We start from the raw sequence: 16667 nt of genomic DNA on the forward strand, positions 1-16667 counted from the left end.
GAATTAAAGCTAGGAATAATGAAATATTATTACTAAATTTGAAATGATTCTGAAAAACAAGCGACCATGAAAAAAACATTTAAGGCTTTCCCTCAAGCAATCAATCCCTTAATACCATCTGAAATATGATTGTATCTAAACTCTTTTTTAAAGTTTTTTGAATCAAAAGACAAACAGACTTTAATATCCAACAAAGTGAAGCCCGAGACTGAATAGTCCCGGGCTTCTTAATCAAATCGATATGCAAAGGTTGTATATCCTTAGTTATGGAATGCAATACGTGCTTATAGGTTTGGTAATAGATCCCAACCCAGAAACCCGGATTGCATTATGAAAGGAGCTTTTTAACCATCTCGGAAATACTTTTTCCGTCTGATTTTCCAGCTAATGCTTTTGATGCAACTCCCATTACCTTTCCTAAATCCTTCATAGATTCGGCTCCGGTTTCTGAAATTATATTTTTAATTTCTGTTTCTAATTCTTCTGCAGAAAGCTGTTTAGGTAAAAACTTCTCGATTACTTTCATTTGAGCTTCTTCCACTTCAGCAAGATCCTGTCTTCCCTGGGCAGAAAACTGTTCAAAAGAATCTTTACGTTGTTTAATCATTCTCTGAAGAATGGCAATTTCCTGTTCTGCAGAAACTTCAGCACCTCTGGCTTCTGTCTGTAAAAGAAGAATTTGAGATTTCACAGCACGAAGAGAGTCCAAAGCAATTCTGTCTTTTTCTCTCATTGCTGTTTTTATAGCTTCGCTTATTGTATTTTCTAAACTCATGGTTTTGGCTTTAGGCTTTAGGCTATAAGCAGTAAGCCTTTTTGCTTCGGCTGGAATAGCCTATAGCTTACTGCATACAGCTTATAGCATTTTAATCTACGTCTTTATTTAAAAATCTGTTTTCTCTGATCTGCATAGAACCATTGTTATCAGACATATAGGTGTTAATATTTTGGTCTGATGGATTGGTTCCGTCAATAGAGATATTTTTTCTCTTGAAAGCAGGAATAGATTCAAATTCACTTGTGCTGTCAAAGCTTTGATAGCGGGAATTGAATTCTTTTAATTTATTTCTTCTTTCAATGATTCTATCCTGATCAATCGTTTTGTTCACGAAAGTGAATTCTGATTCTTCAGTTTTTGAGGTTTCAATTTCTGTTTTGGTTTCAAAAGCAGGCCTTGTTTCAGTTTTCGGTTCTTCTTTTTGATAGAAAGTTTCGATTTTCTGAGCAGGTTCTGCTACCGCAGCCGGAGCATTAAATTCTGCTTTAGGCTGCCCGTAATCTGATTTAGGCTCATTTCTAACCGGTTCATTAACGAAGAAGTTGAACTCAACCGGTTTCTCTTGTGAAGAGTTGTTGTTGAATACATTTCCAGATTGAGGGTCTTCTTTTTTATTGTCGAAATCAAATGAGAAAGACTGAATTTCCAAATCGTTGGGATCTTCTTCATCTTCTTCAATAGAAAGGCTGTATTCTTCCTGTCCATCTTCATTTCTCCATCCCTGTTCAGGAGTATTGATGCTGGTTTCTTCTTTATCAAAGAATTTTATTTCAGTTCTGATTTCCTCTTCTTCAATAATCATTTTTTTTTCGGTAGAAGTCACGTTGAAAGGAGTATCATGGTCTTCATCATCTAGTCTGAATAGGCTTTTTCCACCGAAATCATGTGTTACTTCAGGACCAGACTCTCTTTCTTCTCTTGTTTTAAAAGGAGAAGATTTTGGAGTTTCTAAATTATCGTTAAGACTGATTCTGATCTTTTCTGTAGGACCAGAGAATTTCTTATTATCATTAGAGAATCCTGTAGCAATAACCAATACACTTACAGCATCACCTAGTTCTTCATCAGCACCCACCCCGAAAATGATATCAGCGGTATTTCCAGCTTCTTTCTGGATGTGGTCCATAATGATACCGATTTCGTCCATAGTCACTTCTTCTGCACCACTTCTGATCAACAATAGTACATTTTTAGCACCTGTAATTTTGTTGTCATTCAATAGTGGAGAGTCTAATGCTTTTCTTACCGCTTCTTCGGCTTTGTTTTCACCTGAAGCAGTACCTGTAGACATTAGAGCAGTACCAGAGTTCTGAAGCACAGATTTAGCATCTCTAAAGTCAATGTTTACATCAAAGTAACCTGTAATAACTTCTGCCATACCTTTCGCGGCGTTTGCTAATACTTCATCTGCTTTAGAGAATCCCTGTTTGAATCCAAGGTTTCCGAATTGCTGTCTCAATTTATCATTGTTGATGACAATTAATGAGTCAACATTATTTTTTAATTTATCAAGTCCGTTTTCGGCCTGTTCTAATCTTCTTTTTCCTTCAAAGCTGAAAGGAACGGTCACAATACCTACCGTTAAGATTCCCATGTCTTTTGCTACTTTAGCAATGACAGGAGCGGCTCCGGTACCAGTACCACCACCCATTCCGGCAGTGATGAACACCATTTTCGTATTCTGCCCCATAGCAGCTTTGATATCTTCAATACTTTCAATAGCAGATTTTTCACCTACTTCAGGATCAGCACCTGCACCAAGACCTTCTGTAATAGAAGTTCCCAGTTGAACTTTATTGGCAACAGGGTTATTATCCAGGGTTTGAGCGTCTGTATTACAGATCACGAAATCAACTCCGTGAATCCCTTTTTCGTACATGTGTTTTAATGCGTTGTTTCCTCCGCCTCCTACACCGATTACTTTTATGATGGATGAATTTCCCTTTGGTAGGTCAAATGAAAATCCTTGTGTACCTATATTTTCCATAACTATACTTTTAATAATTATAATTGATAATTGACTGATGATAATTGATAAGGAAAAGATCGTTTATCGCTTATCATTCATCATTTATAATTTACTCTACTTCTTCAAAGAATTTTTTTACTTTTTCCATAAGCGACTGCCCGAAAGTCAGTTTAGCTTTTCTGTTTTCCTGTCTTTCATCTGCAACCGGTTGTTCCTGTACCGGAGCAGCAGTCTGCTGAACGGGTTGAACAGTTTCTGCCTGTACCGGAGCTGCTTCAGGTTTAGTCTGCTCTTTTACAGCTTCTTCTATATCATCAATAGTCTGTTTCTTATCCCTGATCTTCAAACTCTCCATCAGTAACCCAATAGACGTAGCAAATTCAGGGCCTTTCAGGTACTGATTTTTATCGTTGGCGATATATTCATTGGCAAAACCGATTCTACTGTCAAAACCTGTGGTATAGTTGGCGAGCTGTCTAAGGTGTTTCAAATTTGATCCACCTCCTGTAAGAACGATTCCCGCAATCAGTTTTTTCTTCTGTTCAAAGGCTCCGTAAGCTTTAAGCTCTGTATTTACCATTTCCAGAACTTCTTCTACTCTTGCATTGATGATCTGAGCAAGGGTTTTTAAAGAGATTTCCTTATCTGGTCGCCCATGAAGTCCCGGAATTGTTACAAAAGTACTGTCTTTTTCCAATTCGGGAACAGCCGAACCGAATTTTACTTTCAATTGTTCAGCATGTTTTTCAATAATGGAGCAGCCTTCTTTGATATCTTCCGTAATAATTCCTCCTCCGTAAGGGATTACGCAGGTATGACGGATGATGTTGTCTTTGAAGATTGCAATATCTGTAGTACCACCTCCAATATCAACAATAGCAACTCCAGCTTCTTTTTCTTCTTTGGTAAGAACAGCTTCGGAGGAGGCTAGTGGTTCTAAAGTAAGGGCTTCCATTTCTAGTCCGGCTTCACGAACGCATCTTGCAATATTTCGGATGCTTCCCATCTGCCCGACTACAACGTGGAAATTGGCTTCTAAACGTTTTCCGTGCATTCCGACAGGCTCTTGAATTTCCCCTTCGGAATCCACTTTATATTCTTGTGGAAGGACATGGATAATTTCTTCTCCAGGAAGCATCACCAGTTTCTTGACCTGATCTTTTAATGCTTCGATATCATCATCTGTGATGAATTTATCCGGATGTTCACGCATAATATAATCGGAGTGCTGCAGAGAACGGATGTGTTTTCCTGCAATACCTACCGTAACTTTGCGGATAGGAACCCCGGCACTGGATTGTGCCTCGGATACTGCAGCCTTGATTGAATTAATAGTCTGTGAAATATTATTCACAATACCTTTATGAACACCAAGACTTTTAGCTTTTCCTACACCGAGAACTTCTATTTTCCCGTGTGCATTCCTTCTTCCGACAATCGCGACTATCTTTGTTGTCCCGATGTCCAGACCTACTGAATACTCTTGATTTTCCATTTTTATATCGATTTGATTTTTTTCTACTTTTTCCATGCAGAACCAAGTTCTGCTTTGTGTTAATTGCCTTTTTGAGACTTTTTTATTCTATTTTCACCTTTGGTTTCGGTTTTGGCTTGGACTGTGCCGGGGCCGCTGTTTTTTTCTCTGTTTTCTTTGTTTCTTTTGCCTGTGTTTTAGGTTTTGTGCTCTCTTTCGGTTTTGCCGGAGTTGAGCTTGTTTTTTTCACTTCTGCAATCTTTGGCTTTGCATCCGTCTTTTTAGCAGCAGCTGTAAGTGCGGGAGCTTTGGCCATTTCTATTTTACCGGCCTTCAGGATACTGTCGTTTTCCTTGAAGTGTGGGTTTAGAGTGGTTACAATCTGGTTCTGGTATTTTACAGAAACCATGCTGTATTTTAGAGGATCCTGATAGACTAGGTATTTCTCTACAAAAGTTTTAAATCCTTTTACTTTGAAATCAATATTTTCCAGATCTCCAATTTCTACTCTGTAGTTGCCTTCGCTGGTGAGGAGATTGTAACTGTCTTTACTTTTTGAAATTCCAATGAAGAATTTCTTACTGAAGTCATCTTTGTCAATTTTTCCAACCAGTTCCGCTAGCTTTTCATATTCATCAGGCTGTACATTTCCTGTAACCAGCATACATGGGTGGGAATAGGTTCTTGAAATAGGAAATTCAACTCCTCTTTCGTCTACATAAAAGTCTTTTCCTTCCTTATTGAGTCTGAATACCGGAACTCTCTGTTTGATATCCAGATTCAACTTCCCGTTGAGGTTCAGATAGACATTGGCACTGTCTACAGCCGGAAGTGCATTGATCTTTTTTTCCAATGCCGGAATGTTCAGATCTCCTACTTTTCCTGATGGGTTCTCCTTTTTTACAATCTCTCGGATGTCTTTTTCATCCACAAAGTAAACCGGAGTTTTTTCATTCATTTTTACAGAAATCTTATTATCTGTAATCTTCTGGCCACCGAATCTCTTCAATGAGAAACTCAGTAACAACCCAAGGATGATTACGGTGACAACAATTTTTAATATTCTGTATTTATTTTTCATACATTTTTTGTATTCATGTATTTATGTATGTAAAATGTATTCATGAATACATAAATACATTATTACTTTTTACAATTTATTTATCCATTCGCAGATAGGGTCGTATAGGGTGTCTATATTCCCTGCACCTACCGTAAGAAGGATATCAAAATCTTTTTCTTTTATTTTTTCAAAAGCATCGGATAAAGTGGATACTTCTTTTTTATCTAATGTTACTTTTTCCAGTAGCCAGCTTGAGGTAATTCCTTCAAAATTTTCCTGAAGCTCCCTTGCCGGATAAATGTCCAATAAGATCAATTCGTCTGCTTTACTCAGGCTTTCTGCAAATCCCTCTGCAAAATCCCTTGTTCTGCTAAATAGGTGTGGCTGGAAGGCTACCAATAATTTTTTGTTGGGGTAAAATGTTTTAATTGAGCTCATTACCGCATTGATTTCTGTTGGGTGGTGAGCATAATCATCTATATAAATTTTACCATTTTCGTAAAAATGCTTGGTATATCTTCTTTTAATTCCCTTAAAATTAGCAATTGCTTTTTTCAGCGTATCAAAATCTACGCCCAAATTGTGTAAAATTGCCAATGCTACTGTAGCATTTTCAACATTATGGATTCCCGGAATCTCCCAAACAAAATCTTTTATAGTTTCTGTTGGAGTATGGAAGTCAAAATAAATCTTATCATGATCCATTCTCAGGTGATCTGAGTAGTAGTCCGCCTTTTCGTTTACAGCATAGGTTTGATGAGCTCTTCCAATTTCAATTCCTTTTCTTACGAATAGCTGCTTGTCTTCAGGTACTAATGCTGCAAATTGTCTGAAACCCTCTTCAATATGGCTTTTGTCTCCATAAATATCCAGGTGATCTGCATCGGTTGAAGTAACTACTGCCCAGTCCGGAGAAAGGTTCAGGAAGCTTCTGTCATATTCATCTGCTTCTACTACTGAATAGGTAGACCCGTTATAGAGGAAGTTTGACTTAAAATTCTCAGAAATACCTCCTAAAAAGCATGAGAATGGAAGGTCTGCTTCCTTGCATAAGTGAGAAACCAGAGTAGATGTAGTTGTTTTACCATGGGTTCCCGCTACTGCGATGCAGTTTGTATTTTCAGTAATTAAGCCTAAAACTTTTGCGCGTTTCAACACTTCAAACTGATTTTGGTTGAAGTAATCTAAGATTCCAAGCGTTTTAATAGCAGGGGTATAGATTACCAATGTATCTTCTTTTTGAAGGGATGTAATTCTTTCGTCTATAAGATCTTCAAAAACAATATCAATTCCTTCTTGCATCAGATTCTGGGTAAGCTTGGTGTTGGTTTTATCGTAACCCAATACTTTTTTTCCAGACGCATGGAAATAGCGTGCTAAAGCACTCATTCCGATGCCTCCGATTCCAACGAAGTAAAAGTTTTGATATGTTTCTAAATTCTTCATTTTCCTTTATCTATTTATAAATTTAAATATCTCATCTACAATCTCTTTCGTGGCATTTGGCTTAGCAAAATACTCAAGATTGTCGGACATTTCTTTTCTTACATTTTCGTTTTCGCAGATTTCTGATAATGTATTCCAGAATTTTTCCTGCATTTCAGAGTCTTTTACCATTCTGGCAGCATTTTTTTCAACCAGGTTCATGGCATTTTTAGTTTGGTGGTCTTCTGCCGCAAATGGGAATGGCACCAATAATACCGGCTTTTGTGCTACTGCCAACTCTGAAATGGCAATGGCTCCGGCTCTCGAAACGATGATATCTGCTGCAGAATATGCTAGTTCCATGTCTTTGATAAATTCACGGATCAGAATATTTCTGGTTACAGTATCTTTTGTTTTTTCAATAATATCTTTATAATCAAGCTTTCCTGTCTGCCAGATGAGCTGATAGTCTTTGTCTACAATTTCTTTTAAATGAGATTCCCAGGCATTGTTTAATGTTCTGGAGCCTAAAGATCCACCTACGGATAGAATGGTAAGTTTATCTTTATGTAATCCCATTTTTTGTTTTGCCTGAGTGGTGTCCTGCATTCCAGTAATAATCGTGGAACGAATCGGATTTCCCAGGAATTTTATTTTTTCTGCAGGAAATCCTGCTACTTTCGGATATGCTGTAAATATCGCTTTAGCTGCTTTACTTAAAATTTTGTTGGTTACTCCAGCATAGGCATTCTGTTCTTGAATAAAAACAGGAACTCCCAACTTGGTAGCTTCATATAAAGCGGGGCCACTTGCAAATCCTCCTGTTCCTATAGCAACATCCGGTTTGAAGTTTTTGATGATGTCTTTAGATCTGGACAAGCTTTTCAGAATCTTAAAAGGAAGCCCTAAGTTGGATAATAGGTTTCCTCTGTTGAATCCGGCGATATCAATTCCTTCAATTTTGTAGCCTGCTTGCGGAACTTTTTCCATTTCCATTTTTCCGTTGGCTCCAATGAACAAAAATTCTGCATCAGGAAATCTGCTCTTGATTTCATCAGCGATGGCGATGGCAGGGAAGATATGTCCTCCTGTTCCTCCGCCTGATAGTAGTATTTTTAGTTTTTTGCTCATTGTTTAGTATAATTGGACCTGCGTCCGATTTTTTGTTTAATTGTCCCCTTGGGACTCTTTTGGTTTATGCGATATCGTTTATTTCTGCGATGCTTTGTTTTTTGCCCATTCCTTCTTCATCGTAAATCTGAATTCTTGAGCTTATATTTAAGATAATTCCTAACTGTAAATAGGTCACCAGCATTGAAGTTCCTCCGTAACTAATCAATGGTAATGGCTGTCCTGTTACCGGGATCAGATTGACTGCAACGGCAATGTTTACTGATAACTGTATAAAAATCATTACCCCGAGACTGAGCACCAGCAACGATCCGAAGAAAGCGGGCATTTTACTGGCAATCATCACAATCCTTATCATCATAATCAGATAGAGACTGATGAGGAAGGCAGCTCCTATTACTCCATATTCTTCTACGATAACGGCGAAGATAAAGTCGGATGCAGATTGTGGAAGCATTTGTTTTAATGCACTTTTTCCTGGTCCCATTCCGGTAATTCCGCCGTGTACGATGGCTGCTTTGGCCTGCATTACCTGATAGTTTTTGGCTTTCACGCTTTCATCATCGGTATCTGCTGATTTAGCTTTGCTTGATGTAAAGGTTTCAATACGGCTCATCCATGTGTGAACACGGTTTCCGCCAATCATATTGGTATTTAATGCAATCAACAGAAAGAATACAATGGCTACAAATGAGGCTGAAATAAAGCCTGCAATGTATTTCCAATGAAGCTGTCCAACAATCAAAACGATTACTGAAACCATCAGAATCATTAGTGCGGTAGAACCGTTATCTTTTGCTACCAGTACAAAAACAAGAAGAATAGGTCCGAAAATATACATGATATTCTCTATTGGAAGCCTTTCTCTTGTGATCTTCTTGGTTAAGTATCTGCATAAATAGATAATCAACATCAGGAAGGCAAATGATGACGGCTGGAAGGAGATAGGGGTTCCCGGAATTTTCAACCATCTGGAAGCACTGGCTCCGTCAATGGTTTGCCCGGTAAACATGGTTACTATCAACAAAACAATCATCAGTCCCAGAAGGATGCTGCTGAGCTTTCCGATGTATTCATACTTAATTGTTCCCACAAGCCTCATAATGGCCAATCCCAGCATTACAAAGAACATATGTTTGATAACGTGGCCTGTGGTGGTTCCGTTATTCACAATATATTCCAGGTTTGAACTTGCAGAGTAAACAGGGAAAATAGAGAAAATGGAGATCACAAGAATGACCATCCAAAGTACTTTATCGCCCTTTAGAAATTCAAATCTGGTTTCTGTATTCTGCTCGTCCATAATTAATGTTATTGGCTTTTGGCTAATGGCCATTGGCTTTTAATACCTGTTCTTTAAACTGGCGTCCTCTGTCTTCATAGCTTTTGAATAAATCAAAGCTTGCACAGCATGGGGAAAGCAGAACGGTGTCTCCTTTTTTAGCCAGTGATTTTGATATCTTCACGGCTTCTTCCATGCTTGAAGTATCATAGATAAACTCTTTTTTATCTTTAAAGAAGTCTATAATCTTCTTATTATCAACTCCAAGGCAAACAATTGCCTTTACTTTTCTTTTGACTAAATCTTCAATTTCAGTATAGTCATTTCCTTTATCTAATCCGCCAACGATCCATACGGTTGGGGTTTTCATACTTTCTAAAGCGTAGTACGTTGCATTCACATTGGTTGCTTTACTGTCATTGATGTATTTTACACCCTCTGTTTCAGTTACAAATTCCAATCTGTGTTCAACAGCCTGGAATGTCATTAATGAATGTCTTATGCTTTCGTTGTTGATCTTCAATATTTTACCTGCAATAGATGCTGCTAAGCTATTGGCAACATTATGGTTCCCAAGCAGGGATAATTCTTCCACTTTCATGGAGAACTCATCCTTCATTTTTACCAAAATCTGATCATCATTCACAAAACCTCCTTCAGGAAGCTGCTCCTTTGTGGAGAAAGGAATCATCTTCGCTTTTATTTCCAGTTTTTCAAGCAGGTTTTTGCTCATTTCATCATCTTTATTGTAGATGAAGAAGTTGTCATTTTCCTGGTTTTCAGTGATTCTGAATTTTGCTAATGCATATTCTTCATAGTTGTAGTTATACTGGTCCAGGTGATCCTGAGACAGGTTCAACAATAAAGAGATATAAGGTCTGAAGTTCTGAATATCATCCAACTGGAAAGAGCTTACTTCCAGCACATAATATTCATGGTTTTCATCAGCAACCTGTTTTGCAAAACTATAGCCTATGTTTCCTCCTAAACCTACATTTAATCCATCGTTTTTCAGGATATAATAGATCAATGAAGTAGTGGTTGTTTTTCCGTTGCTTCCTGTAATGGCAATGATCTTAGCATCTGTAAATTCAGAAGCAAATTCAATTTCAGAGGAAAGTCTTATTCCTTTTTCATGAATTTTATTGATGATCTCTGCTTTTTTCGGGATTCCCGGGCTTTTTACGATCCAATCTGCATTTAAAATTCTTTCTTCATTGTGGTTTCCTTCTTCAAATTCAATTCTATTTTCGGTAAGAAACTGCTTATAGTTATCTTTAATGGCTCCTTTATCTGAAAGAAATACTTCCAGACCTTTCTTTTTGGCCAAATAAGCAGCTCCACATCCGCTTTCTCCTCCTCCTAAAACAACTATTTTCATATTATAAAAGCTTTATGCTATAGGCTTTAAGCTTTAAGCTTATTACTTACAGCTTTTAATTTTATCTCATTTTTAAGGTGATCAGACAAACAATTGCCAGTATTACTCCAATGATAATCATTCTGTTTACGATTTTACTTTCGTGGAAACCGTCTTTCTGATAATGGTGGTGTAGTGGTGACATTTTGAATAGTCTATTGTTTTGGGCATATTCCAACCCGTATTTTTTCTTTCTGTATTTGAAAACGATTACCTGAAGCATTACAGACAGATTCTCAATCAAGAAAATCCCGCATAAAACAGGAATCAATAATTCTTTTCTTAAAATAATCGCTAAAACAGCAATAACTCCTCCAAGCATCAAACTTCCTGTGTCTCCCATGAAAACCTGGGCAGGATAGGTGTTGTACCAGAAAAACCCAATTACTGCTCCTACCATTGCGACTGCGAAAATGGTGGTTTCTCCCATATTAGGAAGGAACATGATATTGAGATAGTCTGCAAAGATGATGTTCCCTGAAAGATAGGCGAAAAGGGCAAGGGTAAGCAGTATTATGGCACTGGTTCCCGCTGCGAGGCCATCTATTCCGTCTGTGATATTGGCTCCATTGGAAACGGCTGTTACAATGAAGATAACGATAGGGATAAAGACAATCCATGCCCATTCGTGGGCATCTTTTTCATTCATCCAAAACAGGATTCCGCTATAATCGAACTCATTGTTCTTTGCAAAAGGTACTGTAGAAACTGTGATTTTTTCTGTAGGCATGAAATTCTGCTCTACATTGTTTCTGTTTACTACTTTTGCATCTGCATATTTTCTCTTAACAGTAATGTCCGGGTGGAAATACATTGTAACCCCGACAATTAAGCCTAAGCCAACTTGTCCTACAATTTTGAATTTACCGCTTAGTCCGTCTTTATTTTTCTTTATTTTCTTCAGATAATCATCCAGGAATCCGATGGCTCCCATCCAGAACATTGAAACCAACAATAACACAATATATACATTGGTAATTCTTGTAAAAAGCAATACAGGAATAATGGTCGCCAAAATAATGATAAGTCCTCCCATGGTAGGAGTTCCTTCTTTTTGCTTCTGGCCATCTAATCCAAGGTCACGGACTAATTCGCCCATTTGCTTTGTTCTCAGGTAATTGATGACTCTTTTTCCGTAGACAAGAGCAATAATTAAAGAGAATAGCACAGCCATTCCAGCACGGAAGGAGATATATTTCAACATTCCTAAGCCCGGAACGTGAATTCCATGGTCTGTTAGATATTCGTATAGATAGTATAGCATAGTTTCAATTGTTAATAATTACTTGGACATTAATTTCCAAAGCTCATTAATTACTTCTTTGTCATCAAAATGGTGTTTTACGCCATTTATCTCCTGATAATTTTCGTGTCCTTTTCCGGCTACGAGAATAATATCTTTAGGTTCTGCAAACTTTATGGCCATTTTGATGGCTTCTTTTCTGTCTGGAATTGAGGTGTATTTGCTGAAGTTCTGAGGTTCAACACCTGCTTCAATTTCCTTTATAATTTGTCCTGGGTCTTCTGATCTCGGATTGTCTGATGTAATGATTGCCAAGGTTGATTTTTTAGTGGCAATATTTCCCATTTCAGGTCTTTTGGAGTGATCTCTGTCTCCTCCGCAGCCGAAAACTGTGATTAATCTTTCGTTTTTAGTTCTGATATCGTTGATGCTGTCCAAAATGTTTTCCAAAGCATCAGGAGTGTGTGCATAGTCTACGATAAAGAAGATTCCGCCATCAGATTTCATGGTTTCAAATCTTCCTGAAACTCTTTTTAATTTGCTGATAGCTTGAAGAATTTCGTCTTGTTCGAAACCAAGTTCTTCTGCAATTCCAAATACAAGCAATAGGTTATATACATTGAATTTACCTGTCAATGTCGTCCAGAATTCTTTTCCGTTGAAATTCAGCAGCATTCCGTTGAAATCCACTTCCAGTAATTTTCCGTGGTAGTCTGCCATTGTCTTCAAAGCATAAGACTTCTTTGTAGCCTTTGTGTTCTGAAGCATAACATTACCGTTTTTGTCATCTACATTGGTGATGGCAATGGCTGTATCTTCTAATTCATCAAAGAATCTTTTTTTCGTTTTTAAATATTCTTCGAATGTTTTGTGATAATCTAAATGATCGTGGGTAAGATTCGTAAATCCTGCTACTTTGAAGTGTAATCCTTCAATTCTGTTTTGAGCAATTCCGTGAGAACTTACTTCCATGAAGGCAAACTCACATCCTTTTTCAACAGCTTCTGCTAAAATTTTGTTGATAGTAATAACATCCGGAGTTGTGTGAGTAGCTGGAATAATTTCTTCCCCAATTCTGATTTCAACGGTTGACAATAAAGCAGAATCATATCCTAAATTTCTGAAAACATCAAAGAGAAGGGTAGAAACAGAGGTTTTTCCGTTGGTTCCTGTAACTCCGATCAGTTTCAGTTTTCTAGAAGGATTCCCGTAGAAGTTAGAAGCAAGGTGGCCTAAAGCTTTAGCTGAATCTTTAACTTTAATATAAGTTACGTTTTCTGCTAATGTTTCAGGAAATTCTTCACAAACAATTGTTGTTGCTCCTTTTTCAATAGAAGATGTAATGAATGAATGTCCATCCACTACTGTTCCTCTCATCGCAATATAAAGAGAGTTTGCTGTAACCTTTCTGCTGTCGAACACCAATTCTGATACCTCACGGTTATTATCACCATGGATTTCTATTACTGGGATCCTGTTTACTAATTCTGTTATTATCATTTTATATCAATAGGACTTTATCCTATTTTTTGTTAAGCCGTCCCTTCTGGACTTTGTTTTTTTAATTTTGTAGAGATAAATATATTCTCTGGTTTTTACTGATCGTTGTGCCTTCTAATGGGAATTGTTCTTTGATTCGTCCAACTCCTTTAAAATCGACACGGTATCCTAAGTTTTCCAATTGTGGGATGACGTTTTTACCAATCAATCCTACTACATTGGGCATTTGCTTATCATTGACTGCTATTTTTACATTAGGTTCTACCATTTTGCTCAGGTTTACCTTTTTGTCTACCAGCATTTCTTTTTCAATGTTTTGCGGTGTTTTCAGAAAGGTTTTTCCTGCTATTTCCTTAAACACTGGTGCTGCTACAGGTCCTCCATAAAACCCAATTGCTGTATTGGGTTCACTTACCATTACATAACACGTATATTTTGGAGCATCAGCCGGATAGAATCCTGCGAATGATGCACGGTATTTCATTGGACCAGGAAGCCAGTATTCAAATCTTGCGGTTCCTGTTTTTCCAGCCATTTTAAGGTTAGGAGTGAAGATGCTTCGTCCTGTTCCTTTTTCTACGGCTTTAGTTAATGCATTGGTCATCATTTTGATAGCCTTCTCAGATGCCATTTTGTTGACCATTACCTCAGGTTTGGCACTATACATTACCTTTCCGTCTTTCATGATCTTATCGATAAATAATGGTTTAAGCATTTTACCTCCGTTAGCTACTCCATTGTAGAATGTTGCCAGCTGCAGCAGGTTAACATTGGAAGAGTATCCGAATGAAATAGAAGCAAGGGTAGCGGCATTCCATCTTTTATTTTGTGGTGTTAAAATCTTCGGTTTTGTGATTCCCGGAAGTTCGATGTCCATTTTATCAAATAATTTCCAACGTTTCAAATGGTCAAGGAAGATCTGTGGTTTTTCAGCATAAAACTTTGTAATGAGTTTTGCTGTTCCTACGTTACTGGATTTGGCTAATACATCACTGATATCGTAAGTCCCGCCACCGTGGCCATCCGAAATTCTTTGTTTTGCATAGGTCCAGACACCATTTCCTACGTTTACAGTTGAATTTTCATCAATAAACCCATCATCCATTGCTGCTAAAAGCGAAATGGTTTTGAAAGTGGATCCCGGTTCGATATTATCTTTTAACGCATAGTTGTAAGAATCTTCGTATTCTCCTGATTCAGTTCTTCTTAAGTTAACTAAGGCTCGTACTTTTCCGGTTTCTACTTCCATCACTACTACAGTTCCATGTTTAGCTTCGTAATGGATCAGCTGTTTCTGTAGTGCAGAGTGTGCAATATCTTGAATTCTAAGATCTAAGGTTGTATATACATCTTCTCCATCAATGGGTTCCTGAACTTTCCAGAAGTCAATAGGTTTCCATTGGGAAGAGTTGATTCTTTGTTCTAGTCTTTTCCCATCAGTACCTGTTAAGTATTTTGAGAATGCTCCTTCCAGTCCGGACTTGAGTTCTCCGTTATCCATACCGATGGTTCCGGCTCCGATTTCAGAAGTGGCAAGCTCTCTTTTGTAGTTTCTGTCTACAATGAATCCGCCTTTGTTTTTACCTCTTTTAAAGATCGGGAAATTTCTGATTCTGTCGTATTGGTCAAAATCAAGTCCTTTTACCAGGGTATAATATTGGTTTTTCTTTTTCTTCTGCTCATCAAATTTTTGTCTGAACTCTCCTCTGGATTTTCCGAACATTTTGCTCAGGGAATCCGTTAATGCTCCGATGTTATTGCTGTAGATCGTATCCTTCATTGTTTTGAAGTCAAGATAGATATCGTAGCGCATCACGGTTGTAGCTAAAATAGATCCGTCAGAAGCGAATAAATTACCACGGGCAGCCTTTAAAGTGGCTTCGCGATAGTTTTTGTTGATATAATCATCCTTAATTTCCTGCACATTGGTATTCTGAAGGATAACAATCCTTGCCAAGAACATTACAAACACGCACAAAGCTACCACTGCAAAGAGGTAGCCCCATCGTAACGTTTTTTTACGTTTATTGTCGTATTCATTTTGCTTTTGCATCTGTACTGTCCAGTTTTATTAGCAATTTATGAGGGTGGTTTTCGAGGGTCATTAATGAGTCCCGTGCAACCTCTTTCCCCAACTCTGATTCCATTTTTACCTTGATCAGCTTACTTTGGGCGTAAGCATTTCGTGATTTATATTCTTCTGTTTCCTCCTTTAAGGTGTTTACAATTTTAATTTTTTTATTGACGAGGTGATTACTGTAAATCATAGCCATCATCAAGATAAACAACAAGAGAAAATACTTGTAATGTATTTTGATCTCATCACGATTCAGAAAGTTTCCTTTTATAATATCTATAAAAGTGAGTCTTTTCTGGGGGCGATTTGTTGTTCTTTTTGCCAATTTATTTAAGTCAATTTGCTTTGTAGTGATATCAATGGTCAATCTAATTTTAAAATTCACTATTGACGATTCACTTTTAAACTTTAATTCCTGTTCTCATTTTTGCACTTCTTGCTCTTGAGTTTTCTTCAATCTCCTTATCATCAGGAATGATTGCTTTGCTCTTCATCAATTCAAATGCCTTTTTATAGTTTCCGTAGATATCTCTTTCCGGTTCTCCTTCAAACATTCCGTTTTTCAGGAATCTTTTTACCAAACGGTCTTCTAAAGAATGGTAAGAAATCACCACTAGTCTTCCTTCCGGTTTTAAAACATTAAAAGCCTGAACCAGCATTTCTTTTAATACTTCAAGCTCTTGGTTTACTTCTATTCTCACTGCCTGGAAAAGCTGTGCATAGAATTTATTTACTTTATGAGGTGGAAGATAGCTGAAAAGCTTTTTCAAATCCTCAGTAGTTTCTATGCTTTTTGATTTTCTATGATGAACAATATCTCTTGCCAGTTTTCTGGCTTCTCTTAATTCTCCATAGTAATAAAAAATATCTGCAAGTTCTTCCTCGCCATATTCATTGATTACTTTTTTAGCATCAAGACTCTGCATGACATTCATTCGCATGTCTAAAGGAGCGTTGCTTCTTGTAGAAAATCCTCTGTCTGCTTCGTCAAACTGATGAGAAGAAACTCCCAAATCAGCCAAAACACCATCTACCTGAGGAACGCCATACATTAATAAAGAGTTTTCCAGAAATCTGAAATTCTGATTCACTAATGTAAATCTGGGATCATCAATTGTATTTTTAAGCGCATCCAGATCCTGATCGAAGCTGAACAGTTTTCCTTTGTCAGAAAGTCTGCTCAAAATCTCCCTTGAGTGGCCGCCACCTCCAAAGGTACAGTCCACATAGATTCCGTCAGGATTCGTCACCAAATCATCTACACTCTGCTTCAACAAAACGGGGTTATGATACATGCTTAATTGT

At 37.5% G+C, this 16667-nt stretch carries 13 protein-coding genes; all 13 read right to left on the reverse strand.

From position 1 onward, the window contains the following. Positions 1-328 precede the first annotated feature (328 nt). The 13 genes from AC3HD6_RS08135 to rsmH all read right to left on the reverse strand — a co-directional run bounded on the left by AC3HD6_RS08135 (position 329) and on the right by rsmH (position 16657). Positions 329-775, reverse strand: coding sequence for a GatB/YqeY domain-containing protein (locus AC3HD6_RS08135; RefSeq protein WP_068941355.1), 447 nt, complete (start codon positions 773-775; stop codon positions 329-331). A 91-nt stretch (positions 776-866) separates the two neighbouring features. Beyond that, a complete protein-coding gene (gene ftsZ / locus AC3HD6_RS08140; RefSeq protein WP_488895882.1) occupies positions 867-2765 on the reverse strand; it encodes a cell division protein FtsZ in 1899 nt (632 codons plus the stop codon). Between the two features lie 91 nt (positions 2766-2856). Further along, on the reverse strand, positions 2857-4242 hold the full coding sequence (gene ftsA, locus AC3HD6_RS08145) for a cell division protein FtsA (RefSeq protein WP_488895883.1): 1386 nt from the start codon (positions 4240-4242) through the stop codon (positions 2857-2859). A gap of 82 nt (positions 4243-4324) precedes the next feature. Next, on the reverse strand, positions 4325-5302 hold the full coding sequence (locus AC3HD6_RS08150) for a cell division protein FtsQ/DivIB (RefSeq protein WP_488895884.1): 978 nt from the start codon (positions 5300-5302) through the stop codon (positions 4325-4327). Between the two features lie 69 nt (positions 5303-5371). Beyond that, positions 5372-6730, reverse strand: coding sequence for a UDP-N-acetylmuramate--L-alanine ligase (gene murC / locus AC3HD6_RS08155; RefSeq protein ID WP_488895885.1), 1359 nt, complete (start codon positions 6728-6730; stop codon positions 5372-5374). Positions 6731-6736: 6 nt separating this feature from the next. After that, positions 6737-7840: an undecaprenyldiphospho-muramoylpentapeptide beta-N-acetylglucosaminyltransferase gene (gene murG / locus AC3HD6_RS08160; protein ID WP_488895886.1), complete on the reverse strand. Its 1104-nt coding sequence runs from the start codon at positions 7838-7840 to the stop codon at positions 6737-6739. Between the two features lie 64 nt (positions 7841-7904). Further along, complete coding sequence (locus AC3HD6_RS08165) at positions 7905-9143, reverse strand: FtsW/RodA/SpoVE family cell cycle protein (protein ID WP_488895887.1); 1239 nt, start codon at positions 9141-9143, stop codon at positions 7905-7907. 22 nt (positions 9144-9165) lie between these two features. Beyond that, entirely contained in the window at positions 9166-10503 is a 1338-nt protein-coding gene (gene murD, locus AC3HD6_RS08170) for a UDP-N-acetylmuramoyl-L-alanine--D-glutamate ligase (protein WP_488895888.1), read from the reverse strand. 61 nt (positions 10504-10564) lie between these two features. Beyond that, on the reverse strand, positions 10565-11806 hold the full coding sequence (gene mraY, locus AC3HD6_RS08175) for a phospho-N-acetylmuramoyl-pentapeptide-transferase (RefSeq protein ID WP_068941371.1): 1242 nt from the start codon (positions 11804-11806) through the stop codon (positions 10565-10567). Positions 11807-11824: 18 nt separating this feature from the next. Beyond that, on the reverse strand, positions 11825-13285 hold the full coding sequence (locus AC3HD6_RS08180; RefSeq protein WP_488895889.1) for a UDP-N-acetylmuramoyl-L-alanyl-D-glutamate--2,6-diaminopimelate ligase: 1461 nt from the start codon (positions 13283-13285) through the stop codon (positions 11825-11827). 61 nt (positions 13286-13346) lie between these two features. Next, the gene (locus AC3HD6_RS08185; RefSeq protein WP_488895890.1) at positions 13347-15338 is read right to left on the reverse strand and encodes a penicillin-binding transpeptidase domain-containing protein; all 1992 of its coding nucleotides are present in this window, start codon (positions 15336-15338) and stop codon (positions 13347-13349) included. Beyond that, positions 15322-15687 carry an FtsL-like putative cell division protein gene (locus tag AC3HD6_RS08190; protein WP_068941378.1) on the reverse strand — a complete coding sequence of 122 codons (366 nt, stop codon included), beginning with the start codon at positions 15685-15687 and terminating at the stop codon, positions 15322-15324. Before AC3HD6_RS08190 ends, AC3HD6_RS08185 begins: the two co-directional genes overlap by 17 nt. Before the next feature lie 76 nt (positions 15688-15763). Then, on the reverse strand, positions 15764-16657 hold the full coding sequence (gene rsmH, locus AC3HD6_RS08195; RefSeq protein WP_488895891.1) for a 16S rRNA (cytosine(1402)-N(4))-methyltransferase RsmH: 894 nt from the start codon (positions 16655-16657) through the stop codon (positions 15764-15766). Positions 16658-16667 lie beyond the last annotated feature (10 nt).

The sequence above is a fragment of the Chryseobacterium sp. II3a genome (genome assembly GCF_057815135.1).